23 protein-coding genes and 1 CRISPR repeat array are annotated in these 25884 nt (G+C 38.8%); of the genes, 9 read left to right on the top strand and 14 right to left on the bottom strand.

Annotated elements, in window-relative coordinates; all coding sequences use genetic code 11:
* Nucleotides 1–1060 precede the first annotated feature (1060 nt).
* The 6 genes from ACFE93_RS16945 to ACFE93_RS16920 all read left to right on the top strand — a co-directional run bounded on the left by ACFE93_RS16945 (nucleotide 1061) and on the right by ACFE93_RS16920 (nucleotide 7791).
* Nucleotides 1061–2056 carry a nucleoside hydrolase gene (locus ACFE93_RS16945; protein ID WP_375474393.1) on the top strand — a complete coding sequence of 332 codons (996 nt, stop codon included), beginning with the start codon at nucleotides 1061–1063 and terminating at the stop codon, nucleotides 2054–2056.
* A gap of 115 nt (nucleotides 2057–2171) precedes the next feature.
* The gene (locus tag ACFE93_RS16940) at nucleotides 2172–3104 is read left to right on the top strand and encodes a hypothetical protein (protein ID WP_375474391.1); all 933 of its coding nucleotides are present in this window, start codon (nucleotides 2172–2174) and stop codon (nucleotides 3102–3104) included.
* 154 nt (nucleotides 3105–3258) lie between these two features.
* Nucleotides 3259–4740, top strand: a complete 1482-nt coding sequence (locus ACFE93_RS16935; RefSeq protein WP_375474389.1) for a bifunctional metallophosphatase/5'-nucleotidase — start codon at nucleotides 3259–3261, stop codon at nucleotides 4738–4740.
* 311 nt (nucleotides 4741–5051) lie between these two features.
* Entirely contained in the window at nucleotides 5052–5273 is a 222-nt protein-coding gene (locus tag ACFE93_RS16930; protein ID WP_375474387.1) for a hypothetical protein, read from the top strand.
* Nucleotides 5274–5573: 300 nt separating this feature from the next.
* Nucleotides 5574–7064 carry an ABC transporter permease subunit gene (locus ACFE93_RS16925; RefSeq protein ID WP_375474385.1) on the top strand — a complete coding sequence of 497 codons (1491 nt, stop codon included), beginning with the start codon at nucleotides 5574–5576 and terminating at the stop codon, nucleotides 7062–7064.
* Nucleotides 7057–7791, top strand: coding sequence for an amino acid ABC transporter ATP-binding protein (locus tag ACFE93_RS16920; protein ID WP_375474383.1), 735 nt, complete (start codon nucleotides 7057–7059; stop codon nucleotides 7789–7791). Before ACFE93_RS16925 ends, ACFE93_RS16920 begins: the two co-directional genes overlap by 8 nt.
* Here the strand turns inward: ACFE93_RS16920 and ACFE93_RS16915 are convergent.
* Nucleotides 7788–8276: an NUDIX domain-containing protein gene (locus ACFE93_RS16915; RefSeq protein ID WP_375474381.1), complete on the bottom strand. Its 489-nt coding sequence runs from the start codon at nucleotides 8274–8276 to the stop codon at nucleotides 7788–7790. The two genes, ACFE93_RS16920 and ACFE93_RS16915, sit on opposite strands and share 4 nt — an antisense overlap.
* A gap of 108 nt (nucleotides 8277–8384) precedes the next feature.
* Here ACFE93_RS16915 and ACFE93_RS16910 point away from each other — a divergent pair, with 108 nt between their 5' ends.
* A complete protein-coding gene (locus ACFE93_RS16910) occupies nucleotides 8385–8969 on the top strand; it encodes an NADPH-dependent FMN reductase (RefSeq protein ID WP_375474379.1) in 585 nt (194 codons plus the stop codon).
* A 24-nt stretch (nucleotides 8970–8993) separates the two neighbouring features.
* Nucleotides 8994–11119: direct repeats of the CRISPR family, unit length 37 nt; unit sequence GTTTCAATCCCTAATAGGGATTTTGATGAATTGCAAT.
* A gap of 268 nt (nucleotides 11120–11387) precedes the next feature.
* Here the strand turns inward: ACFE93_RS16910 and cas2 are convergent.
* The 5 genes from cas2 to ACFE93_RS16885 all read right to left on the bottom strand — a co-directional run bounded on the left by cas2 (nucleotide 11388) and on the right by ACFE93_RS16885 (nucleotide 14917).
* Nucleotides 11388–11675: a CRISPR-associated endonuclease Cas2 gene (gene cas2 / locus ACFE93_RS16905; RefSeq protein WP_334847621.1), complete on the bottom strand. Its 288-nt coding sequence runs from the start codon at nucleotides 11673–11675 to the stop codon at nucleotides 11388–11390.
* A gap of 13 nt (nucleotides 11676–11688) precedes the next feature.
* Nucleotides 11689–12693, bottom strand: coding sequence for a type I-D CRISPR-associated endonuclease Cas1d (gene cas1d / locus ACFE93_RS16900; protein WP_375474377.1), 1005 nt, complete (start codon nucleotides 12691–12693; stop codon nucleotides 11689–11691).
* Between the two features lie 143 nt (nucleotides 12694–12836).
* Nucleotides 12837–13430, bottom strand: coding sequence for a CRISPR-associated protein Cas4 (cas4, locus tag ACFE93_RS16895; RefSeq protein ID WP_375474375.1), 594 nt, complete (start codon nucleotides 13428–13430; stop codon nucleotides 12837–12839).
* A gap of 31 nt (nucleotides 13431–13461) precedes the next feature.
* Nucleotides 13462–14307 carry a CRISPR-associated endoribonuclease Cas6 gene (gene cas6, locus ACFE93_RS16890; RefSeq protein ID WP_375474373.1) on the bottom strand — a complete coding sequence of 282 codons (846 nt, stop codon included), beginning with the start codon at nucleotides 14305–14307 and terminating at the stop codon, nucleotides 13462–13464.
* The gene (locus tag ACFE93_RS16885; protein ID WP_375474417.1) at nucleotides 14297–14917 is read right to left on the bottom strand and encodes a 2OG-Fe(II) oxygenase; all 621 of its coding nucleotides are present in this window, start codon (nucleotides 14915–14917) and stop codon (nucleotides 14297–14299) included. The genes cas6 and ACFE93_RS16885 overlap by 11 nt, the downstream gene beginning before the upstream one ends.
* A 105-nt stretch (nucleotides 14918–15022) precedes the next feature.
* Here ACFE93_RS16885 and ACFE93_RS16880 point away from each other — a divergent pair, with 105 nt between their 5' ends.
* Nucleotides 15023–15433, top strand: coding sequence for a hypothetical protein (locus ACFE93_RS16880; RefSeq protein WP_375474371.1), 411 nt, complete (start codon nucleotides 15023–15025; stop codon nucleotides 15431–15433).
* Here the strand turns inward: ACFE93_RS16880 and cas5d are convergent, their stop codons facing one another.
* The 6 genes from cas5d to cas3 form a co-directional block, all read right to left on the bottom strand.
* Nucleotides 15434–16141 carry a type I-D CRISPR-associated protein Cas5/Csc1 gene (gene cas5d / locus ACFE93_RS16875; RefSeq protein ID WP_375474369.1) on the bottom strand — a complete coding sequence of 236 codons (708 nt, stop codon included), beginning with the start codon at nucleotides 16139–16141 and terminating at the stop codon, nucleotides 15434–15436.
* A 5-nt stretch (nucleotides 16142–16146) separates the two neighbouring features.
* A complete protein-coding gene (cas7d, locus tag ACFE93_RS16870) occupies nucleotides 16147–17181 on the bottom strand; it encodes a type I-D CRISPR-associated protein Cas7/Csc2 (protein WP_375474367.1) in 1035 nt (344 codons plus the stop codon).
* Between the two features lie 43 nt (nucleotides 17182–17224).
* A complete protein-coding gene (gene cas10d, locus ACFE93_RS16865; protein ID WP_375474365.1) occupies nucleotides 17225–20539 on the bottom strand; it encodes a type I-D CRISPR-associated protein Cas10d/Csc3 in 3315 nt (1104 codons plus the stop codon).
* On the bottom strand, nucleotides 20539–20919 hold the full coding sequence (locus ACFE93_RS16860; protein ID WP_375474363.1) for a DUF5615 family PIN-like protein: 381 nt from the start codon (nucleotides 20917–20919) through the stop codon (nucleotides 20539–20541). Before ACFE93_RS16860 ends, cas10d begins: the two co-directional genes overlap by 1 nt.
* 14 nt (nucleotides 20920–20933) lie before the next feature.
* Entirely contained in the window at nucleotides 20934–21176 is a 243-nt protein-coding gene (locus ACFE93_RS16855; RefSeq protein ID WP_375474361.1) for a DUF433 domain-containing protein, read from the bottom strand.
* Nucleotides 21177–21809: 633 nt separating this feature from the next.
* Nucleotides 21810–23951, bottom strand: a complete 2142-nt coding sequence (cas3, locus tag ACFE93_RS16850; protein ID WP_375474359.1) for a type I-D CRISPR-associated helicase Cas3' — start codon at nucleotides 23949–23951, stop codon at nucleotides 21810–21812.
* A 318-nt stretch (nucleotides 23952–24269) separates the two neighbouring features.
* Between cas3 and ACFE93_RS16845 the strand changes: the two genes are divergently transcribed.
* Nucleotides 24270–25136: a WYL domain-containing protein gene (locus ACFE93_RS16845; RefSeq protein WP_375474357.1), complete on the top strand. Its 867-nt coding sequence runs from the start codon at nucleotides 24270–24272 to the stop codon at nucleotides 25134–25136.
* Nucleotides 25137–25180: 44 nt separating this feature from the next.
* Here ACFE93_RS16845 and ACFE93_RS16840 read toward each other — a convergent pair whose 3' ends face one another.
* Both ACFE93_RS16840 and ACFE93_RS16835 read right to left on the bottom strand, forming a co-directional pair.
* A complete protein-coding gene (locus tag ACFE93_RS16840; RefSeq protein ID WP_375474355.1) occupies nucleotides 25181–25561 on the bottom strand; it encodes a DUF5615 family PIN-like protein in 381 nt (126 codons plus the stop codon).
* Complete coding sequence (locus ACFE93_RS16835) at nucleotides 25554–25880, bottom strand: DUF433 domain-containing protein (protein ID WP_375474354.1); 327 nt, start codon at nucleotides 25878–25880, stop codon at nucleotides 25554–25556. The genes ACFE93_RS16840 and ACFE93_RS16835 overlap by 8 nt, the downstream gene beginning before the upstream one ends.
* Nucleotides 25881–25884 lie beyond the last annotated feature (4 nt).

Raw genomic sequence — 25884 nt, 5'->3', positions numbered from 1 at the left:
CTAAATCAACAGTAAATATATAGCAGTCCTAAATCATTTGTGAAAATTCTATATCTCTTTCTTCTTTCTTCCCTTTGCGTCCAACTCTTAGAGACGCTGCGCGTTGGCGGAGCCTCTCCAAGAGTTGGCGTTCTTGGCGGTTCGTTTCTTTATCTATATTTTTCACGACTCATTTAGGATTGCTATAGAACGTGCTTGCTTACTCATAGATTTTCCTTTTTATTTTGGAGCAAACCGAATAAGCTGATATTTGCAAAAGTTAAGAGGTTTCAATATAAAGGAATAAAGATTGAAGTACTAAATAAGATTTTCTTAAATAAACTTTTGCAAATACTTCTTGTATTTCATCATTAAAACACCTTTTTATAAAATTAAACAATCACATAAATGTAATATATTTTCCCTTGCTTTAACTCAGTTTTAGATACAGTTACACTAACTACTATTAATGTCAAGTCATAAATATCATAACTTTGACTATGCAAGAGGCTATTTATAAAGTCAATCTCAAGGTGATTAATTAATTAAAATTGCAATCTAAAATCCTGTATAAGCAGTATTATAGATATAAATAATGGCTCGAAAGACTTGTTATACCTACCTTAGCAACTCAGAAGGGTTAATTCTGACTCTCTTAATTCCACCAGCTAAATCAAGTAGACATCGTTGCACAACTAATATATGCTCGTGTATGCAACGCTATCTACCACCACTTGAAAACAGGGTGTCAATGAGACATGCAACAGACGCAAAAACTAGTCTGTAAAGCACTAACTAAAAATATCTGATAACAAACAAAAATAGATGGCATTCATGTAATTGTTTGAAGTTATATGAAGTGGCAATTAATATGATAATCCTAGAAAAATAACTTTTGATAAGTAGGTGGGTGAAAATAAACATCACTAGCTTACGAAATGTAAATATGCCTGAAACCCTTACTAATGAAAACTGATAACTGACAATTGACGACCCTAACTACTTAACTTTATTCGCACCGACTGACTTAATACCCAATTAAACTTTTATACAATCATCCTTTACTGGAGCAGTTTTTTTGATGACAACTCAACTTACTCATCCCAAAATTATTCTCGACACCGACCCAGGTGGAGATGATATCTATACCTTCCTGTGGCTTCTGGGCTTGGTCAAACAAGGACTCGCGGAACTTGTCGCTGTTACTTCCGCAGATGGCAATGTTGCTGCTAAATGCACGTTCTCTAGTGCTAGCCAGATTTTAAATTTAGCGGGATTCCCACACATTAAAGTGGGTCGCGGTGTCCTTGCAAAAAGAGAAATTATTGAAGATGCCACCCATATTCATGGGTCGGATGGGATGGGCAATCTTTCTCATACTTTACCCCCTGCCATACACACTTTTGAGGATGCTTCTTACTCCGATGAACTGATTATCGATGAGTTGAACGCTGCTCCGGGGGAAATTACCATTGTAGCGATCGCACCCTTGACTAACCTCGCAGCAGCGGAAATGAAAAGTCCTGGCATCCTGAAAAAAGCCAAAGAAATTGTGATTATGGGGGGTGCTTTCTTCTGTCCTGGTAATGTTACTCCCCATGCCGAATTCAATATTTGGTTTAATGCTGAAGCTGCTCAGACAGTATTTGATAGCCGAGACGATATCGTTGTGCTGCCGTTAGATGTAACCCGACGCTTAATTTTCACACGAGATATGACTGTGGTAGTCACTCACGCGAATCCAGAGAGTAAACTTTCTCAGTTCTTGACAAATCTTTGTGAGTTCATGATTGGCACAGCCTTGAATTATCGAGAGACAGAAGGAATTTCAGGTTTCCTTGTTCATGATGCGGCAACATTAGGATACCTATTTTATCCAGAAACCCTGATGCTGAAAAGAGCAAAAGTTCGGGTTGAAACAAAGGGACAGTGGACACTAGGACAGACATTGATTGATAGTCGTCCTGCCACGAAAACAGCAGCAAATGCGTGGGTGGCGTTGCAGGTAGATGAAGGTAAATTTTTTACTAGCTTGATTGAAGATTTGAAGCACCTATTCATAACCGCCAAGCTCTAAGCTTCTCTTGTAGAGTCGCTTGCTCTTGATTTTAGGTTAGTAGTTAGTGGCTATTATTCACTAGTTATTTCACAAATGTTATTACTGGCGATCGTAAGAAGGAACTTATTTAAACATGGAATTCTTTAGGCAACTAATTTTCTATTTGACATTTGCTTCACTTGGATTCACGATTACAGACATTTATCTACGGGCTAACAAGCTCTGGAAGCGCAAGCATGATAAAGCGGTTGCTGAGAGTATTTCGATTGCGGCGATGTTCGTTAGTATAGTGCCAGGTAGCGTATTCACATTAAATTATCTGTTTGTTGGCCAGTGGCAGGGATTTATTCAAGAGGCTCTATATCTATTGCTCGTGACATTTAATATTTCAGTGGGAATAGAACTATGGGTTCCTGGAGAACGTCATAAAGGCTTTTTCACATTACTGAAGCGATCTCTCAATTTAGAGCGAAAGGAAGTTGGAGATTTAGCAATAGCTTTATTTAAACCGCCTCAGCATAAAACAATCATTGATATTCTCTGCCAGATTGCATTAATTGATGAAAGGCTAGATGAACGGGAACGAAAATTTATTGATACGTTCGCTAAGAAATGGAGTATTGAATTTTCTTGGAATATGCTTCAGTCACAAAACTATGATTCAGATATGAGCTTTATTCGGCTGCGGCAAGATGTTGAGAACTACTTGGCAACTTCTCCTCCAACTGAACAGATAATTCAATTACAGGACTTGATCAACATACTCATTAGGATTGATAAAAATATTTCCGAACCAGAAAAACTGATTAATATTGAACTGAATGGAATGTTTCGTCGTTATCTCAAGTATGACGAAATATCCGAGGTTTTTTATACTATTGTGATTCCTCAAAACGAGAAGCAAGAAGAGGCGATCGCTCAAAACTTTTCTGATTTGACCCGTTACAATATTGCTGAAGGATTTATTTACCGTAGTCAACCCTTTTACTCTAAGGAATTTGCCAAAATTTTTAGTAATCAATATCGGGCGCTCAATCTATTTAGCATTGTGACGGAAATGCTGTAAGTTTTTCTACCGTCTAGACTAATAAATTTGAAAGTTATTTACTCATGAAATAACTCTATCTTTCTACAGCAATATCTAAAAGTTTAAATTTGCGGTACGCTTGCTACTTTTAAATCAACAGAAGATTAATTTATTAATTTCACAAAGGGAAGAGATGATGATGACCACAGAGCGGTTTAAAAAGTTCACAATTTTGCATTCCAATGATATGCATGGAGACTTTTTAGCAGAGGCTGGGGGTGAAGAAGGTCATTTGATTGGTGGAGTATCGTTGCTTTCTGGCTATATCAATAAGGTGCGCCAACAAGAGAAAAACGTGCTTTTTGTGATTTCTGGTGATATGCTCCAAGGTTCTCTGATTGATAAGGAATATAAAGGTCTTTCAACCATAGAGATTATGAATTATCTCGCTCCAGATGTAGTGACTCTGGGGAATCACGAATTGGATTATGGATTGCCTCACTTACTGTTCTTAGAAAAGATGGCAAATTTCCCAATTGTGAATGCTAATTTATATATCAAAAAGTATAACAAACGCTTGATGACTCCCTATCTAATCCTCAATGTCGATGGATTCGATATTATGTTCATTGGGATTATAACGGAAGAAGTTCTCAAGTCATTAAAACGTGACAACAGTATTGGCACATTTGTAAGTCTTGAAAATGCTGCTTCCGAAGTTGGCAAAATTTGCAACGCCTATAAAAACGAGGACATTGACCTAACAATTCTGCTCACTCACATTGGTTTTGAAGAGGATAGAAAACTAGCAGCCTTGCTAGACCCAGAATGGGGTGTAGATATGATTCTTGGCGGTCACTCTCATACATTTTTAGAACAACCTGCCCAAGTTAACAATATTCTAATCGCACAAGCTGGAATTGGCACAGACCAAATTGGACGCTTTGATATTGTAGTGGATGACGAGACTAATAGCATCGTTGAATGGCAGTGGCAACTTTTGGCTGTAGATAATAATTTGGCTAAACCAGATCCAGAAATTGAAAAGTTGATTACGATTTTTCAAGAAGAAGTCGATCGCAAATATAATCGACTTATTGGACGATTAGCACGTAAACTGACCCATCCGAAGCGTGAACAAGAAACGGAATTGGGTAATTTAATCGTTGATATTGTTGATCAACTAGATATGTTTGATGTAACTTTGATCGGAAGTGGTTCAATCCGCAGAACAAAATTAGGGCCGTTAGTTACACTCAGCGATATTAAAGAAGTTTTTCCTTACGACGATGTACTTTATAAACTTAATGTTACAGGTGTACAGCTTACTCAGATATTCGCACATATTATGAAACTAGAAAATAGAATACCTGGTGAAAGTTGTTGTTTTCAGGTCAGCAAAGGTATTCAAGCAACTTATAGTAATTCCCAAAATCAGCTTGAATCTTTGAGTATTAATGGACAACCCGTACAAGCCGATGCTCAATACACTATCTGTGTAGAGGAATATCATTACAAAAATTCGCTACATAGTCTAGGTATCACAATTGAAGAATTGACAATGTTAGACAACGCTAAGGTAGTTTCAACATCTTGCCAGAATGTCCTTGAAGAATATTTTAGCCATCATCAAAATCTTAATAGCCAGATCGAAGGAAGATTGATCTACAAGTAGAGAAGTTTTAAACCCAAGATGCAACGGATTATATCTGTAGGACTTACGCACACTCTACGAATTCAACTCTTGGAGACGCTGCGCGTTGGCGGAGCCTCTCCAAGAGTTGGCGTTCTTCTCTAACGAGACGCTACGCATTGGCGTCTTGGCGGTTCGAGAAATTAAGCTTTTGGGCGATTTTTGCATAAGTCCTAATCTGTATACTCACAACTTAAAAAGTTGGATGCGGTAGGTGTAGGCGTAGCCTGCGTAGGCATCGCTTTCGTCGCTTATTGGGTTGATGGTGGCTATCGCGGTAAGGATTTTCAGCATTGGGTAATGGATGTCTACCGATGGAAAATGAAGTGTTGTTACCCGCCATGAGAAACAGAAAGGTTTTGTTGTACTTCCTAAACGTTGGTTGGTTGAGCGAACTAATGGGTAGGTTTAACTGGTGTCGGCGATTGAGTAAGGATTATGAAATCTTACCCGCAACGACAGAAACTTTTGTTTACATTGCGATGATTCGTTTAATGCTCAAACAACTTGCGTGATTAAAATCACCTATTAAAAACTTTTCAGATATCCTCTTAGAGTTGCTAGGTAACGTAGGGTGCATTGGCATTGCAGGTCGATGCATTGGCATTGCAAAGCAAGATGTGGGGCAGCTTTAGAAGACTTGTGTGTACACTGTAGCCTATTAGGGGAGGGAAGCAAGCCTGTAGCTTTAGTTATAAGTGGGGTGAGGTTCTTTTCTTTTGGGCAATTCAGCGGGCATGATATCACAGATATTATCTGCTCGATTGATGTGACAGTTTAAGGTGCAGAATGGAGTTTATATATTTATCAAGTCTATGAAGAAAAAGAAAGTATGGATATTAACAATACTGGTTGTAGTAGTAATAGGAATCAGCATCATCACAGGACATAGTAATTCTCTAAAAGCTGCTTCACCTTTAGGGAAAGACACGCTGACGATGATTACTTCCCCAGATTATCCTCCTTATGAGTTTTATGATACGAAAGGAGGCGATCGCCAAATCGTTGGCTTTGATATAGATATTGCCAAAACCCTTGCTCAAAAGCTAGGGTTTAAACTTCAAATAATGGAATCCGATTTTAATGGATTAATTCCTGCACTCCAAGCAAATCGCGCTGATTTTGTCATGGCTGGGATGACTCCAACTCCAGAACGTCAAAAAAATATTGATTTTTCAATTATTTATTACGAAGCTAAAGATACGATTGTCGCTCCTAAAGGTAGCAACTTGAAGCAGCCCCAAGATTTATCAGGAAAAAAGGTTGGGGTACAACTAGGAACGATACAGGAACAAAATGCCCAGAAAATTGCTAAAAAAGTCGCGGGTATTCAGCTAAAGCAACTCAACAAAGTGCCGGAAGTAGTTCAGGAAATCAAATCTGGGCGAATTGATGCAGCAATTGTTGAAGATACCGTCGCTAAGGGATTCGCCCAAGCTAACCCAGATTTAGAATTTAATATTATTCCTTCAGAGGAAGCAAGTGGATCGGCGATCGCTTTTCCTAAAGGTTCTTCTTTTGTCGAACCGTTTAACAAAGTCCTTCAACAAATGAAGGACAATGGCACATTGAATAAACTTGTCGCCAAGTGGTTTTCACAGAATATCACCGCCAATCCTGCATCCTCAACTTCTGCCAAAGGCGGATTGAATCTCGACTTCACTAGAATTCTTCCTGACATTCCCTTTATTCTGCGGGGAATCCCTTTAACTTTGTTGTTCACGCTATTATCTGTAACCTTGGGGTTAATCTGGGGAACAATCTTGTCTCTATTAAAAATTCTCGGCATCAAGCCGCTTACCTGGGTTGCTAATGCCTACACCTCTGTTTTTCGAGGCACACCTTTGTTATTACAGTTGGCGTTGGTTTACTACGCAACACCCCAGCTTACAGGCTATGACATTTCCGCATTGGAGGCTGGGGTACTAACTTTTACCCTAAATTCTGGTGCTTATATGTCGGAAACGATCAGGGGTGGAATTCAGGCGGTGGATAAAGGGCAAAGTGAAGCGGCGATGTCTATGGGTGTTCCCTATTGGTTGATGATGTGGGATGTGATTTTGCCCCAAGCATTGAAGAATATTCTCCCCGCATTGGTGAATGAAACTATCGGATTGCTCAAAGATTCTGCGTTGGTGTCAACCATTGGGGTGGTGGAAATATTACGCAGCGCCCAAATCGTTGGTGCAAACAAATATATTTATTTTGAACCACTGCTATTTGCAGGGTTAATCTACTATGTTTTGGTAATGGGTATGACCTTGGGTGCATCCGCTTTAGAAAGGAGGTTACGGGAAAGTGAGTAATGTAGTAATTCGCACGGAATTCTTATCTAAATCCTTTGGTAAACTCGACGTACTCAAAGATATTTCCACCGAGTTTTATCAAGGGGAAGTGGTTGCTATACTAGGCCCTTCTGGTTCAGGTAAGTCTACCTTTTTACGATGCATAAACTTGCTAGAACAACCCACCAGAGGCAGAATCTACTTTCACGAGCAAGAAATTACCAAACCCAAAGCAAACATCGCTAAAGTACGTCAGCATTTGGTGATGGTATTTCAACATTTTAATTTGTTTCCCCACATGAATGTACTGCAAAATGTCACCTACGCACCCATCAAGGTGAAAGGAATAAACAAACAAAAAGCAGAAGAACATGGTTTAGAATTGCTTGCTAAGGTAGGTTTAGAACCAAAAGCTGATGTGTACCCATCCAAACTATCCGGGGGACAGAAACAGCGAGTAGCGATCGCCCGTGCATTAGCAATGGAACCTGAGATGATTTTGTTTGATGAACCCACTTCTGCCTTAGATCCAGAAATGGTTAAGGATGTGCTGGAAGTGATGAAAGCTTTAGCATTATCTGGAATGACAATGGCGATCGTTACCCATGAAATGGGTTTTGCAAGAGTTGTTGCCAATCGGATTATGTTCCTCGACCAGGGGATTTTAGCAGAAGATACTACTCCTAGCGAGTTTTTTCAAAATCCTCAGTGCGATCGCGCCAAACAGTTCTTGGAAAAAATGCTTTAAAACAATTGAAATTCGCCGCTTTTTTTGTATTCTTGAAACTTTTCCAAAACAGGGCGATCGTTTGACGTTAACGCAGGTAAGTCTGCCAAATCGAAAAATTCCAGTGCTAACGATTCTCCATCTAAGCAAGCAAGACTGCCTTCCCATTCAACAGATCGCAAAATCAAATTGAAGGTTTGGACGCGATCGCCGTTAGGATAAGTTACAGTTTCAATGGCTGGGTTGGAAGAAAACCCCACAGCTGCAAAACGCTTAACCGTTAAACCAGTTTCTTCAAAAACCTCTCTTGCTGAACATTCTTCGGCAGATTCACCTACTTCTGGATAGCCACCAGGTAGCCCCCAAAGTTTAAAATCACTTCGTTTTTGCAACAGAACGCGCCCCAAGTTATCCTCGATAATCACGTATACGCTAAATAACAGAAGTAGGCGATCGCCTACAATTTGTCGTAACTTGCCGAGATAAGAGTCTGACCAATTCGCCATAATCTAAGAGAAAGTTTGTAAAGAAAATCTAAAGGTAGCAAATAGCGATCGCCTGAAAACAGGATAATGCAGCTGAACAGGTTAATTCTTCTCATTCAACCTAGAATTATGGCATCTACACCCAAAATCCTCGCCTTTGCCGGCAGCACCCGGATTGATTCTTATAACAAAAAATTGGTAAAAATCGCGGCAGATGGCGCTAAGGCAGCAGGCGCAGAAGTGACTTATCTAGACCTCCGCGATTTGCCTTTACCTCTGTATGATGAAGATTTGGAAGCTCAAGAAGGACTACCTGCCAACGCCCGCACGTTTAAGGACTTGATGATTTCTCATCAAGGATTGCTGATTGCTTCGCCGGAATATAACAGTTCACTCACAGCAGTTTTGAAGAACGCCATTGACTGGGCATCTCGTCCATATCCAAATGAAGCACCTTTGGCTTTGACTGCTTTTGTAGGTAAGGTTGCTACTATTATGAGCGCTTCCCCAGGCGCTCTTGGTGGTTTGCGGGGATTGGTTCACCTGCGATCTATTTTGGGAAACATCAAAGTTTTGGTACTTCCCGATCAAGTTGCAGTACCCAAAGCTTATGAAGCCTTTAATGCTGATGGCACGTTAAAAAATCCGAAACAGCAAGAATCTATTGAGCGGTTAGGCGATGGCTTAACAAAGATATTGCTGAAGCTTAATTAAATTCTTCAGGTGTTCAGTAAATAACGAACACCTATAAGTAGGGATTTTGATGAATTGCAATTTATATAGATTTCGTATAAAAGAGAAGTGTTCTAAGTTTCAATCCCTAATAGGGATTTTGATGAATTGCAATTACCGCTAGTAATGTCGTCAATAGTTTGCTGGTCTGTGTTTCAATCCCTAATAGGGATTTTGATGAATTGCAATCGTGGTCGTAGTCCCACGGCCTTTTTATTTTTATTTGTTTCAATCCCTAATAGGGATTTTGATGAATTGCAATTTGCCAAAAATGGGATTATATGGTCAAGCGGTTTCTTGTTTCAATCCCTAATAGGGATTTTGATGAATTGCAATGAAGGTTAGTCCTGGCACTCCTGTTGCCAATAGTAGTTTCAATCCCTAATAGGGATTTTGATGAATTGCAATAAATATGTTATCAGTAGTACGACGATTGATTTTGGTTTCAATCCCTAATAGGGATTTTGATGAATTGCAATATTTCCATCTGCCCGCACTTCATAAATACTTCCTGGTTTCAATCCCTAATAGGGATTTTGATGAATTGCAATTCACCAAATCTCCGCCATACATAGCAGGTTGAGTTGTTTCAATCCCTAATAGGGATTTTGATGAATTGCAATAATATAGATATATGGTATGATTGCCACATCGGGCGTTTCAATCCCTAATAGGGATTTTGATGAATTGCAATCTAGAAGTTGTCCCCTGCCTCTATCACATAGTAAGTTTCAATCCCTAATAGGGATTTTGATGAATTGCAATTAGTGATAATAGTTCAGGATTTCAAATTCCTACTCTGTTTCAATCCCTAATAGGGATTTTGATGAATTGCAATTGCGATCGCATTTTTTCAGGCAATGTCTAGTGAAAGTTTCAATCCCTAATAGGGATTTTGATGAATTGCAATGTCAATAGTTTGCTGGTCTGTTACATTAATGGCGTTTCAATCCCTAATAGGGATTTTGATGAATTGCAATATTTCAGCAGCATCTAAAGCACGAGCTACTTCAAATAGTTTCAATCCCTAATAGGGATTTTGATGAATTGCAATGTTTGCTCCGGATTTGGATTTATTTTGGGAGCTAGTTTCAATCCCTAATAGGGATTTTGATGAATTGCAATAACAGCAACCGGGGGGTAAAGATGTACTTAGTTTTTTGTTTCAATCCCTAATAGGGATTTTGATGAATTGCAATTTGAAGAGATAGAGCCATTTGAAACTAAATTCAAAGTTGGTTTCAATCCCTAATAGGGATTTTGATGAATTGCAATCCTAATATTTACCAATTTGAGGAGCTAGAGCTGCGTTTCAATCCCTAATAGGGATTTTGATGAATTGCAATTGTCGCGTAATATACGCAATGGCGTTTATTTGCTCGGTTTCAATCCCTAATAGGGATTTTGATGAATTGCAATCTTCGCTAATTAACATATTCCTGGGTACGCGAAACGTTTCAATCCCTAATAGGGATTTTGATGAATTGCAATTAGAACCCCGCTACATTTTGATGTGATGCCACCAATCCGTTTCAATCCCTAATAGGGATTTTGATGAATTGCAATCCCCATTAGTTCTTGGGGCATCGGACTCATTCTCGGTTTCAATCCCTAATAGGGATTTTGATGAATTGCAATACATCTTTGCCTGCCGGCTGCTGTTCCAGTAAGTAGTTTCAATCCCTAATAGGGATTTTGATGAATTGCAATCTTTCGCCCTGAAGCGCTTTGTACCGAGCTGGGTTTCAATCCCTAATAGGGATTTTGATGAATTGCAATGTGAGAGATATATTCTCGATCCCTAAAGCGGTACGTTTCAATCCCTAATAGGGATTTTGATGAATTGCAATACTCACGTTTTCAAGGCAAGCACAGGCAATACGTTTCAATCCCTAATAGGGATTTTGATGAATTGCAATGTGATTACCTGGCTGCCTACCAGTTTACCCTAAAAGTTTCAATCCCTAATAGGGATTTTGATGAATTGCAATCTTTCAAAATGAAGTAAGGAGCTAAGAATGCCTGTTTCAATCCCTAATAGGGATTTTGATGAATTGCAATGAATCAGTCAAGTGGTGTGTACGATGTGATACACGTTTCAATCCCTAATAGGGATTTTGATGAATTGCAATGGCGGGAGCCTGAAAGTCAAGCTGTATTTAGTTTTCAAGGTGCGGTTGCGCGATTCAAAAGCAATCATAGCATTAGAAAATTTGTTTGAAAAGAGCGCCAGGAAAATTTCAAGGCTGAAATCGTATTTTGATAAGCATTTCAGAGATTGCGCGGATAAGGATTAGGCAACTAATGGCTTTAAAGCCTTACTGGAGTTGGGATAGAAGCACTTTTTTCTGGCTGTGGAATTTGTACACCTACCTTTTTGCGCATTTGAGATGCAGAAACCTAGCTAGAAGGAGACTCAGCAAAGAAAATTGTTTCGTCTCGTGGCTGTTCTCCGCCAATGCGTTCGACTTTTCGCTGACAACAGCCACAGAGAAAATAAAAACGAACGCTGTCAGTGTCGGGTTTAATCAATTTAGCCAAACGCGATCGCAGTTTAGCATACTGAGTGGGAGTGATATCGCACTCAAAGACACTCAGTTGCATCCATTGTCCGTAGGATTTGAGAACTGAATGGATTTTAGTCCGACGTTTATCTTCTGGAATGTCGTAGCTGACAACAATATACATAGAAGTGGGAGAGTTATTTGAGAATTAAAGGAGGATATTTATCGATTTCGTTCATCAGGTATTTACTTAATAATCTCGCTTGAATTTCAAAGGATTCTTGATAGGTGCATTTGTTTCCCATGACTGGATGCTTGAAACTCGATAATTTCTTTTGTTGGTAGGCGCGAAGAAATGTATGCAGTCCTTCTTTGGTTAAAGACACAGCACCACTGAGCGGTTCGGTGGTAAAGTCAGTTAGGGTTAGCGATCGCTTGTTAATCAGCGACAACACTACAGCATCTACTATTAAAGGACGAAATTCTTCCATCAAGTCCAAGGCTAGGGAAGGTCTACCATAACGCTCGACGTGTAAGTATCCTAGATAAGGATCGAAGCCAACAATATTTAAAGCACTTTGCACATCATGACGTAGTAATGAATACCCAAAACTCAGTAGGGCATTAACTGGATCGGTTGGTGGGCGGCGGCGTCTGGCTTCAAATTGAAATTCTGGAGTTTTAATTAGCTGTTGAAAGCAACCAAAATAGGCTGCACTACCAGCACCTTCTAAGCCTCTGAGAGAATCAATATTGTTTGTGTTTTCGATTGGTGCGATCGCGTTTTCCAATCGAGTGATATTATTATTCAGGTCAGTATCGGGATGTTCTCGCTGAGTGCGAAGTAAACTATGGCGGTAATTTTTCAATTTACCCCGTACAAATCCTTTAACTAAATGTATTGCTGGTTCTGATTCTCCTATAGCTTGCCATTGGGCTTTACGAACAAAGATATTTTTAGTAGTTTCTGGTTCTAAACGTCCTAAATATCGTCCGTTTTGTGTAAGAAATGTTAAACAAATGTGACGTTCTAAAAGTTCACTGACAACAGCGGGAGAAATAGTAGCTCGTCCTAGTACTACAATTCCTTCTAGTTTAATTAAAGGAATATCCAAGATTGTTTTTTGTTCAGCTTTAACTGTGAGACGTTCGTCAACTTTGCCGATAAAAGCATCGGCTTGTGTTACGTAAAGTGTTCCCATTTTTGATTATTCCTAGTAATAATTTGTGCTTGAGTAGATAATTTATCTTTTAAGACGTGATAAATCGCGTCTCTACATCATCGTGATAAATCGCGTCTCTACATCATGTTTTTGGGCTTATCTAAACTGTATTGAGGTATAATTTAATTTACTTCTTGATAACTTTTGACTTTATCAGTTGCTTTGGGCAAACATTGCGAATAAAGACTGCATCCTTGGCAGCGTTTGCTGTAAACTGGTTTTGGCATTGCTCCTGTTTCTAGGAGATTTGTAACAGATTGAATAGTAGCGATCGCACTTTGCCGTAACTCTGCATTAATCTCTACTAATTGCCGTTGATGGGAGTGGGCATAATAGATATATCCAGTGTTAACAGGTTGTCCTGTCATCTCTTCTAAACATAAGGCTTGGGCACAAACTTGCAACTCATCGTTATCCCATTCGCCTTTGCGTCCTCGTTTGTATTCAACTGGATAAATTTGACCAGATTCTGCTTCAATTAAGTCAGATTTGCCGATGAGTTTGTATTGCTCAGACTTTAGCCAAATTGCTCGAATTTGCCAAGTTTCTCCTCGTTGTAAATCGCCTGTCGTGTGGACGCGATCGTGCAAACTTGTACCTTCAATTGTGTATTGATTATCGGTAAACTCCCCTGCACAAAACATTCGCCAACAACGATGCGGACAATAGGCATATTGATTCAATGCCGCAATTGAAATATATTCGGTTTGATTCATAACTGAGGTGGTTTTTAAATGATTATTGAAATTATGGAGAATATAACCGCCGTGTCATTCCCATTCCCATAGTTGTTTTGCGACCAATTCCTGCATACAAAGCAAAATCAGCTAAAGCGTTAAGTTGCTTAATTTGTATGGGTTCAATTTCTCCCAAAATCTTGTAATTAACTTCTCCAAGGATGCCAATAAATTTGCTGCGAGAGTCGGCTAAGATTTCTGTATGAATATTGACAAAAGAAGGAAAGATTGACTCGATCGCAATATAAGAAAATTCTATACTACTGTATTTGTTCCACCGCGAAAGTAGGGAATTAAACACAGATTCTCTGGTAGGAAGGGTAGTATCATACTGTCCTTGACGGAAGGCGGTAGGTGTGGAGAAGCTAAGGTTAATGGAAGAATTGCGCTCGCTAGCTTCTTCGTATAATTGAGCGTAAGTAGTGGCATTTGCCCAAGGTTGAATAGATTGGGGTGTGCCTTGAATGCTGGTAATATACAAGTCAGCCGGGCCAAGATGCCAAGGGCGATTGGGATTAAGATTTAGCCAGAGTTGAGTAAGTTTGCCAAATAAAGTGTCATCTAATAAAGAGATGCGCCACCAACAAGGAGTCCCGGCGGGGATGGGTTGTTGGTGTGAATATTGCAATTTAGATCCCCCCCTACCTCCCTTCAATACGGGGGAGTTTGTATTACTAATTTGTAAAGGTGAAAGAGTGAAAGCTTTGTCAGCAGTGGAATCATGCAAGCGATCGCCCAATGTGCTATCTACAGAACTAACGAGGGTTAAAAATAGGGCGTGGAGATGTCTACCTGTAAGATACTGTGGTGGAATGGGCGATTGAGGTAGCAAATTCAACACTAAACTATGAGGCATACTTTCTCTTTTTGGTTGTAGACTGAGTGCTTCTTGACTCTACAGTAAACTCAGGAATTTCCTGGAGTTCAGCTTCACTCAAACTATACTGTTCACAAACTAAACTTAAGCGATTTCCTGGGGTTTTGACAGCGTTAACCGAATGGGTTAAATCACCTTGAAAATAAACTAAAGTATTGAATTGGGGCTTAATTTGTCCAAGTTGGCGTTTGTGCGATCGCAATACCAGTTCTCCCCCTTCCATATCGGGAGGTACTCGCACATAGAGGACGCTGACAACCGCAGGCGGTTCAATGGTTTTGGAGTAGGAACGTAAGGAGCGATCGATATGCGGATCAACGCGGGAGCCTTCTTTGAGTTGTAAAGGATTGAGATAAAAAGCATTACAATTCGGCTGGAGAGCCAAATCTAGGTAAAGCTTGAAGTAGGGAAACTGCTGTTCTACTTTTGCTAATCCAGAACGCTGAAATACTACGGAAAATCCTTTAGTGGCGACAAAATCGCGGTTAAGGTTGTTGATCGCAAAATAAGGACAAGCTTGGATTTCTCCCCACAAGTTGTTTAGGTAATCGCTGGGGAAGGCGTTGGATTGTTGTTGATAGTGTTTCACGGGTGGGGAGCGTTCGCTAAATGTGGTATCTAAAATTTTAAACACTGTCGAGTGATGATAGTAGTATTCTTTTAAGTGAGAAAAACTAGATAGCGAGAAAGACCAATGAGAATTGATGATTACAATGCAGCAAAGGCACTAACTGAAAAACTTAAAGAGAACTTACCCATTAAAGCACGAGCAGGTAAGGAGTTTATGAAGACATTAAAGCAAAAAGGAGAAAACGCCGATCCAGACAGAGAGTTTGAGATTGATTTCGTTGGCTATTCAGGAGATGAAGGCGGGATTATGTGCGGACTAAAAGAGCCAAATAATCCCGAAAGTAAAGAAAAATATGTCTCTTCTATTACTCACCTAAAGATTGATCCTAATCATCCTCTAACTGCTGAAGTGCAGGCTTACCAACGCCAGCGAATACGTAAGTTAATGTTGCAAGATTCCAGAGGTTTTAAAGCCGAGTTAATGACTATAGAGCCTCGAAAGAATAAAACCCGTGATAAAGGTTTTGGGAAGTAATTAACTCTGAAAACGATATTCCAGCCGAACTGGAATTTTTAAGTTTTGAATGCTATCAAATTGATAGTATTGACCTCGCATTTGGACATTCTGAATTAAGCTAACTGGAGGCATATTCACAACATCATAGCTAATCACTTGATTGGTGAACATGACATCTAAAGGATTTAATAGATGTGTACAAGTGAATATACCTTCAGTAATTTTAGGTTTTGGTAATTGTTCAACCGTAACTTCAGCTTTGCTCATCCATTTACCCAAACGAATCCACTTTGGTAGTTTGAGTTCTTTTTGAGATATGACAAAAAACTCAAATTTGCTTTCTGCTGCTATTTCCTTTGCTCTGCCAAAACTAGGGATATTTTTCTGTGTTTTTTCCATTTCAACGTGGTAGTTGTTGTTAGCATACTTCCAGGTGTTGAGGATAGAAGAATGATTGAGCGATCGCGCCGGAGTTACGTAAATTTCCTGTTGATTGAGTGGCGTTAGATGCTCCTCATATTTTGGCACTTGTTCTGGACAAAAGTAGCGATAGGAATGTTCTTCAACAACGGTGGTAGCGTAGATTTGGCTATCAACTAAACCTAGCGCATAACAGAGGGCATAATTGTGAATTATTGGCTCTGTTTCATACAATCGACCAATTTCACGAGTTGCGTAATAGAGACTGTCATGAAGTTCTATTTGACAGCGATAAATTAACACCATCTTGCTTACTCCACTACAGCAGCAGCTTTATTATTATTCTTGGTATCTTTTTTAGGGTCTTTCTTACCTGATTTAAGAACCCATGTTTGAGCATAAATAGATGATTCAGCATTTGCTTGACTCAACATTTCTTGCAATCGAGTTTCATCACTGGTGATAGACTTCACTTCACTCAAAAGTTGTGTAAAGGATGCACCAACAAAATCATTATGAGAAATACACTCTTGAGACATTAGAGCAGTAATTGCTTGTGTAGCAGCCTCTAAAACCTCGTCTTCATTGAGCGGATCAGGAGGATTAATTTGCTTTGGAGTTGCATTGCTCATTACGTCATAAATCTTTTGAGTCCAGAGAAGATTACTAACAATCTCACCATCAGCGAAAATGACTCCAACTAACTCATTACGCACTCTACCAGTGCGGGTAGTTTGCGCTCCGTAATGGCGTGTCCTGAGAATATTATTGAAAACGTAGAGAAATCCAGCTTCAGTGGGATCTTTTAGTGTGACAATGCTAGGGAAAAAGACTTGAGGTAAGATATGGTCTTGACTATTAATACGGCTGGTTACTTCCCCTTTACGGCTCATCGTTCCATTTTCCCAAGGTGCATTAAGGGTAAAGTTGAGGTGAGAATCATCAAATGGTGTGATGGAATAAGCTGTGTCTACAACTACTTTAGATTTCTCAGAACCAGAATCACCAATAGCAAAACCATAGAGAATACAATCAGGAGTGGTTTTACTAAAATCAAAATTATAATCACATTTTTCAGCATCACCAATTTTGTAGTTACGTAGTAATTCTCTACCTGTTAAACGTTCTGGTGTAGACTGCTTGCGCTTAAACATTGCCAAGCGACTAATAGGTTCTTTGTTTTCAATCCCAGCACGTACTCTTGCTTTATTGAGTTCACCATCTGTCTGGAATAAAGGATAGGATTCTGTAACACGAATAGTAATGAAATGAGCATATTTGCCCATTGGTTTAGCAGGGATTACATCGTGGAAAAATTTAGAATCAAGCGTTTTCAGTAATTTCATGGTTTGATTGCTCCAATTTAGCTAGTTGGAAAAAAAGAATAAATTAGACTGATGCTTCAAGTTGTAATTCAGGAATATCATCAGGTTCATCTTGCGGACGTGCCTTACGTTCCTCATCATCTGCTAGGCGATAAAGGTATTCACAGGTATCTCTAATTAAATTAAGTTGAGTACCTGCTAAACGTGCGCGATCGCCTTTAAAACTTTCCTCAAAAATGTCTTTCACAAAATACTTAGAAAACTCATAAACTGCTTGACGTTCTTCTTGCGAAGTTAAAGCAGGTTTCCACTTCCCATCAACTAAAGTTAATGTTGGTTTTCCTTCAGCAGCTTTGCGACGTACATTATTCATCAGCTTTGACAAACGTGCAGCTACCACATCTGTTAAAGAATCAGTGTCATTAGCTATAGATTTATCGATTTTCAAAATTACATCAGCAGCCTCATCAATTGGTTTTAGAATTGCATTAGCTTTAGCATATTGACTTTTAGAACGATAAAAGCGACGGTAAAGTTCTGTTAACTTACGTAATTGATTCACAGTTTTTCCTTCTGGTTCAAAATAGTGATAAAAATCCAAGTATAGGCGAACTTTAGCAATAGGTACAGAATCAATTTTGTCCTGCTTCCGTAGCCATTTATTCAGGTAATGAAAGACATAAAGAGGACTGGTTTCTAAATCCCGTGCCAAATCTGCTAATTTTCCCCAATCTGGATCGCCATCCTTTTTACGGTTGACTTCCAAGTGGATAGAGTAAGCCGCAGTCAGAGCATTGAGCGGGGAAAATTTCCGCTTTTCTGAACTACGAGGTAGAATACTATCTAAACGATAGTTATCTTTTTTAATCAAAGAACGAATTGCTTGATGTTCTCCATCGATTAAAACTGTTTGTTCAAAATCAGCACCACTGATAAAGGGTGGCACAGGTGATTCTGATGCAACAACTTTCACATCGAGAACAAGCGGTAACGCCAATGCTAACCAAGCTGGTGTTATCCAAGATTCTGTGTCTGTAGCTTCTCTTCCAGGAGGTAAACCTAAAAAGAAAAATGTTAGTGTTTCTTTGTCTGAAAAGCTAATTTTGAATGTGCGATCATCCTCTGGTTTTAGATTTTCTTTAATCAGGAGAGAATCAACTTTTTGATAGGTTTCCATTTGAAATTTTGCAACTTGATTTTCAGTAATAAAATGCTTACGCATTTCAGCATCAAACCGGGTTCGAGAAAATTGATTGTAAGCTAGTTGCAAAAATTTATTGGTTTCTGGGGTAAAGAAGTAAGTTGGATAAAGATAGAGATAGCGATATTTACGTCCTTCAAAGTCTGCTCCTACAGCATTTGTTTGGTTCATCAAAATTTGTCTCAACATGATTTCAATTGACCAAATTGAGCAAATTTGCCGTTTAGCAGCTTGAGCATTAAATAAAATCTGACGATTACTGTAGACTTGAGGCGCGAATAAAGTCGCTGATTCCATTTGTTCAGTCACAGTATACGAAGAACTAGAAATTGCACAAACATTTTCTCTTCCTCTACCTGTAGTTTTTGCGGCATTATAGCGTTTTAGTTCAACTAAAAATGAGTCTGTCTCTGGTTTTATAACTGCACCTGTTGGTAATGAAATAACTCGGTTGACATAAGTTTTTAAATCATCCCAGCCATCAGGCACATCCTGAAACTCTGCTAAAATTGGTCTAATAAAAATAGCAGCATGATTTACCATCCCTTTCATTACTTCCAGGATTTGAGCAAAGTCTAATCCTGAATGATTGCGAAAGTATTGTGATGCTAGATAATACCAATCAAGAGGTACACCACCTGTTTTTTTCAAAGATTGAATTTGTCTGATAGCTGGAATCTCGGCTGATAATTCTAAATATTCAGCTAGCTTTTGTGTCAAATCTAAATCGGGAATAGTTATCCTCTGATTTTTTGGCTGTTGTTTCTGCCAATCATTAACTTTTTCGCACCAACTACCCCAAATTCCTCGACATAGAGTATCACCAAACTCTGCTAATCTATCAATACGAACTTCATTAGCAAATTGCAAATTTAAATGTGCTGCTAATTCGCCTTGTGCTTGGTAACTCTGTAAACTTTCGCCTCGCTTACCAGCAGAAGCGGTTTTTGAGTCTGGAAGTAGTCGAGAAGCAGCATTAATGCTAACTTCCATTAATTCAACTACATCAAAAAATAACCAGTAATAATCCGCAAACTTAAAACCTTTACCATCACGATTAAAACCTGTTTGTCTTTCTTTTAGCTTCTCTGAACACAGGTGCTTAATTTTAGCAATAACTTGTTCAGAAATCTTATCAGTTGTAATCAAAGGAGCATCAACGGTAGCTAAATAGACAACACCATCAGGTAAATATAGTAATGGTGTATAAAACTCTTCAGGATGTGCTACTATTAAAGCGTTATTGAAAATATTTGTGAGAATACCGCGATTCTCTGAAAGGGAGTGGTAAGTAAGTTTTAGCTGATGATTACTTAATCTTGTAAGTAATGTCTGTAAGCCTCCAGATTCTACATCTCGCGGATGTTTGACCACTGAAGCAAATAAATCAGATAATCTAATTAAGTCAATTAAAACTTGTCTAATTCTACTATCTAGTCTTTCATCATCTAAAGGTTTTAGTCCACGAGTAGTTAAACCGAAATCAGAATCATTTTTAACGCCTGCATTACTGCTAATCTCAATGATGTCATCAATAAGTTCTTCCCATTTTTCACCAAGTAAGTGATATAAACCAAAATCTAAAATCTTTTTGGCAATGTATTCACGCCCAAGGTTAGGAGCATATTCTTTTTTTGGTGGATCTTCTTCCCAGTTGTGATTGATAAAATTTTGTTCTAACCAATCTGGATAGTCAGGGAATTTTTCATAGTCATGCAACAGGTAAGAAACAATAAATACAGAAGTTTGCAAGTCTTCACAACTACGTTTAACTGGGTTTGTACCTATTTCTTCTGCTTGTAATCTTTTGAAAATGCGATAGCTAGGAAATAGACCGTTAAGTAAGTGAGCAAGTATAGATTGGTCGCCTGCATTGCGTCTATCTACTGGTTTTTTACCTGCTGCTACTCTTTTAGCATTAATGATTTCTATCGTAACTTCAAAGAATTTACCACCTTTAGCGGTTGCTCCTGCTAGCTGTTGAATTAAATTAGGTAAGACATAATCTGCAAACTTTTCTAAAATGCGATCGCCTTCATTTCCTTTTGCCTTTTTTACAGCCTCTTTGAATAACCGAATCGTGAGAAATTCGCGTTTGACAGGTGATTCATCATCCTCATCTTCTGTAGGATCAAAATCTGGCACTTCTTCCGGTAAATCATCATCAAATTCGTTCATTAATTTGTTTCCTCGCGTTCAATAGCTTGAGATTCTAGTATTTTCCCTTGTTGGATAATCCACAATTTACCTGTAACATCTGCTGTATCTAACCCAGTGATGAATGTTTCAATAGCTTCATGCCAATCAGCAAATGTGTAGCGAGAGGGTAGACGAATAATTACAATTCCTGCATAGTTAGAGGGATTATATTTCAGACGATTTCCAAATCCTCTGTCGCAAGTGACTAAACATCTACCCTCGCGGCGACAAACATCAATAACTTCTGGATCTGGTGTAGAACTTAAGCCTTGTCCTGGTACTGTTGCAACATCGTGTCCTGCTAATTGCAATAAAGTTACAACGCGCAAGTCGATATTTTCATCTAGCTTTAATTTCATGCACTTGCTTCTTTTTATTTGTTCAAAGGAAGTTCTACAAAAACATCCCGCGCCATCTCTGCACCGTAGGCGATACAAGCCAGTACATCTTCTCTTTCTATACTTGGATAAGCTTCAAGAACTTCTTCAATTGTTGTACCACCAGCTAAATAGTCTAAAATTAGAGAAACCCAAATACGATGTCCGCGAATGCACGGTTTACCGAAACAAATATTTGGGTCAATAGAAATTCTAGAAAGTAAATCATCTATAGCCATTAGTTTTTCTCCAGATTTTGCGTAACAAATCTAAACAAACTTATTGGTCATTTACCTGAGTCGTGTAACACTCCATCCGCTTAAGTTCCATCGTTCACACTTCCAACCATTTGCAGAGACTTTATGACTATTGAGATAGTGATGACCTCTTCTCTTGACCTCTTTGCGCTTCAGTTTGACTCTAACCGCTATTCCTCTCTTGGTTATACCAGTATAAAACCGTGATCTTTTAGCCTTAAGCCAGCCTAAAAGCTGGTGGCGTAAGCTTTCTGGCATCTGAGAGATATCATCATCGTTGAGATAAATGTGCATAAAGACACCTGATAAGATTTCTTCTCATCATCATGGCATCTTGTTTATGAAAAGGCAATGTTACTGTAGCTTATTGATTAAAGCGTTACTATTGCTATGTGATTTGCCCCGACGGAAACAACATCGTGTAATCTATATATAAGGAGAAAGAAACGCAGTGCAGTACTGCATAGGTATAAATGCCTAAAATAATACCTCTTAGGGATTGAAACACTGTTGCTTTCTGATTTCGAGCAAAATTCTTTCTCCTCAAGCTTGTAAGCCAATTCATCTTTCATCTCCTTTAGCTTATATTGGCGACTGTAAACGTTTATGGCAACTTCAACATATCCATCCTTCATCGTCTTTTGGCTTCCAATGCCAAGTTAAGGTTTCCAATAACAGCGCATCTTGTCCAAAAGTAATGGTATAGCGAGGACTTCTATCCTCTGGCTCGTTAGTGAGGGGGTAAGCTTGAAAGTGCATGGGTAGTCCGAGGGTGGCGCGTAAAAAGTTGCGATCGCGGTCTGAAATAAAGCACACTAGTTTACGTCTACTCACAGCATCACTAATTTGGTTGATACCGTAACCGTGTCGTTGGTAAATCTCTAAACCTTGTAGTTCGTGTTGTTTATCTGGTATAACTTGCACCTTACCAGATTTAGCTAATTCTCTCAGATTTCCTGGATAATAGAAGTGCCAATCTTCCCGCACATCCCGATAGCCTTTGAACTTTAAATAACACAAAGCTTTATCAAAGCGAGTAGTAATTACTCCTGCTTTCTCAGCTTTTTCTATAAAGCTATTTTTATCCCATAACTCGAAAATAAAGTTATTGAGAATGCCAGGAAGATTGTACATTTTAAATCTTTCAGCTTCTGGCTCATCTGGATTAGTTAAGTCATAAATTGCACAATCTAACTGGCTACTTCCCCGAAAACTCCTAGCCTCATCAATAATTTTGTCTTTTTTTTCACCCTTACACCGATAATATTGAGCTTTCATGTGTTCAAGTTTGATTCCTAAAGCTCTTTGAATGCTAGTACCAAATTTCTTATCAATATCTGGGTACTTGTCTTTCATGTGATTGTTACTGCTCAGTATTTTATATATATAATATGACTGGATTCCACCCCAACGCCTTGGATAACATTCAAAGTCGTTTTTAAATATCCAGGATGAACGAATAGCATTGTTAAACTCAATCCGGTTATAATTTTCACCATCTTGTAAAGGATGTAAAGGATGAGTTTCATCCTTGAATAACCTTGCAACAATAAAGTTAGGTATTAAAGCGTAAGCTTGATAAGTTTCAAAACCTTCATGTCTACCAAGCCTACCAAAGCGTTGAATAAAATTTCCGGCATCAGCAGCTTCAAAAATTAGAAAATTAATCCGAAAGTCTACACCAACATCAATTGTAGATGTACCTAAAAGTAAATCTGCTTCAGCAACCGACTGAGATTTTTCGGTTTCTCCTGTTAAACCAGTATTTTCTCTAACTTTCCATCGTGGTTCAAAGATAGCTCTTAATTTAGGTAATAGCTTCTTAACTGCTGCAATTGAATTAAGAATGATTGCCCCTTTGCTATTTGGATTATCTTGAAAAAACTTTAAAATTACTGTTTCAGCATTTTCTTCTATCCATTTATAGCTAGAACTAAAATTAGGCTCTATATCTTGAGGAAAGCACAAGTTAATAGGCTGATTAATTTGCCGCCAGCCATCGTTTGAGTTATCTGAATAAAATTTATAAGCTCCAACATCAACCGGATCAATTTCTTGATATCTAAGTTGAGCTTTTTCTAAAAAATTCTTTAATAGTTCATTAGGTGTAGCAGAAAGAAAAAGAAATTTTTTATTAGCATTGCCAGTGTGCTTCATTAAAAGTATCGTATTGATGACACTAGCTATTTGTGGAGATGAAAAAATATGAAATTCATCATAGATAAATAATTTATAATTTTCATCTATACGTCTAAATAACCTGTCAGGGTTATCTATTTTTCCTCTTAAGTAGTAAAAATTATGGATATAATGGAAAATGTCAGGGTTCGTCAGCAGAATTTCATAGTTAGTAGAAAAGTCTTCTATCCCATCTCGTTTGGAAGACATCTGACTAGTTGCTATAGATTTCTCCAAAATAGCCGCAGTTAATCGTTTGATTTGCGGTTCGTACTTCGGTTGAAATATATCTTTGTATCCTTGCACCTGTTTTTCTTGATCTCTTGCAAGTTCGTTTGTCGGATACATGGCTAAAGTGTACGTGCGATTTGTCATTGCTGACAAATAAGCAGCCAAGCTTTTACCATCGCCTGTCATGGCTCTATTAAAGACAATATCAATATTTGGATCTTGTAATGCTTGATAAGTTTCTGCTTGATGCCAATAAAGCGACCAACCTTTAGGTAATTTCACTCCGTCAGGTGTAATAACGGTTTGAGAATAAACAGGTTTGAGATTTATGCTGTAATTTTCAGACATAACCTTAAAAATTCCTTGCAAATGCTTAGTTTATCTGAATTGCTATGTTGAAATAATGACAAATTTATGAATCCAAGCAATTTCTACCACCATTGGTGACAGTTTTTATATATGTGCTAAATACCACCCACAAATTTCTGCAACCATTGGTTGCAGTTTTTTAGATGGGTATAAAACATCTCCAGGCTATTTCTCGTACCAATGGTGCGAGTTTTTCACTTTACTTAAAAACTGTCCGTAACTCGTTGTTATTCACTATAATGCCATGCAAAATAGAAGTTGCCAAGATTTATCAGGATAAAAGTGTCCGTATAAAATATGAGTCGAAAAGGTCAATCTATTACACTGTCGATATCAGAACGTGATAAAGCCGAGCTAGAAGCGATCGCTCGTGAATTCGGTATGATGTGGGGAGAAGAACCTAATATCTCTAAGTTAATTAAAGCGATCGCTCAACGTAAGTTACTGATCGGTAACAATAACGATTGGAAAGAACCACGCATCAGAGCATTACATAGATGTATCAATGCTTTGACAGACATCGGGCAAATTGAACAAGCCCAAATCATTGCAAACTTACTTCTGGAACGCAGCGAATTATCATTACCTCTGCGAGGCGAAATTGAACGTTTTATAGAGAATTTGCCCCCACCTTGGCGCTTAGAAATAGACTGCTATATATTGCGCGAACAGCCGTTTCAGCTTTCCTATCAAGATGCAGCAGAGCGTGTGTTTAATTTTACTGTTCGCCATGCCAAAATTACACCTCACGAAAAGCGGCTATATCTTGATTGCTGGTGTGAGGAGACAGAAGGAAACCTTGATATACCAGAACTACTTCACAACTGGAGTTTACGATTAGACAGGATTACTGAAGCTGCTGTCATGCCAATTTCTGGTGAGTGGCGATCTAATTTGGCCCAGATAGAAGTGGAAATGCATTTATTTGCTGGCTTGGCTTTTGCCTATCAAGCTAAATCAGAAGACAATATTAATGAGTGGCTACCAGATAAAGCGCGAGTCCGGCGAGTTGTCAGGCGAGTATCTAGTACATTTTGGTTTAGCCGCGAAGTTATGCAGTATGCGCCAGATTGTGTAGTGATATTACCAGAGAATCTGCGCGATCGCCTCAAACAAAAACTCCTCACCTTATGCCAGTTATACGATATCGAAACTAGGAGTTAAGTCTTGTGGGGTAGGCCGAAAAGCCTGCTCTGTTAATTATCTAGTTAATATTCCTGAATGACGAAAACTTGCTGGCTAGATTTAGGCTGATTCTGCTTCTTAACTCGAATGAGGCGATTTTTCAAGTCTTCTATTTGTTGCAGATGGGCGTAGAGAGCGTGTGTTTGTCCTGTGTAGTCTCTATCAGTTTTACAAATGATTATGCCTTGGTGAGAAATACCGCTACGGTGTAGGGCGATAAAGTCCTCACGATTGAGGGTTATAACGACTCGCTGGTTTTGGGTTGCAAAGGTGAGAACATCTTCATCTGGGATTCCTTGATTAGCTTGTCCGGCTTCTTGGGAGGTGAGGATATCATAACCACGCTGGCGGAATTCTAGCACCATATCCATTGGAAAATTCTCATTGGAGTAAAGCTTAAGCATTATCGTCTTCATTGATAGCAGCCAGCACACAATTTAATTCTTCCTCGTGCTGTGCATAGTATGCCCATGCCGCTGTTAAATCATCTTTGGTGAGGGTGGGATAATTACGCAGCAATTCTACATCGTCTGCTCCTTGCTGACGGAAAGCTACTAGTGTCCACACAGGAATACGGGTGTTGCGAATGCGTGGTTGTCCACCACAAACACCTGGAGTTAATTGAATTGCCAAACTGTTGAGGCGTTCTTGCAGTAAAAGACGTTCTTCCAGAGTGAGGGAAGTGATGATTTGCAGCAGTGAATCAACTAATCGTGTGTTCATGTGT

Source organism: uncultured Nostoc sp., assembly GCF_964247315.1.
Classification (GTDB): Bacteria; Cyanobacteriota; Cyanobacteriia; order Cyanobacteriales; family Nostocaceae; genus Nostoc.
The sequence above is the reverse complement of the archived record's forward strand: the minus strand, read 5'-3'. Positions and strand labels throughout refer to the sequence as shown.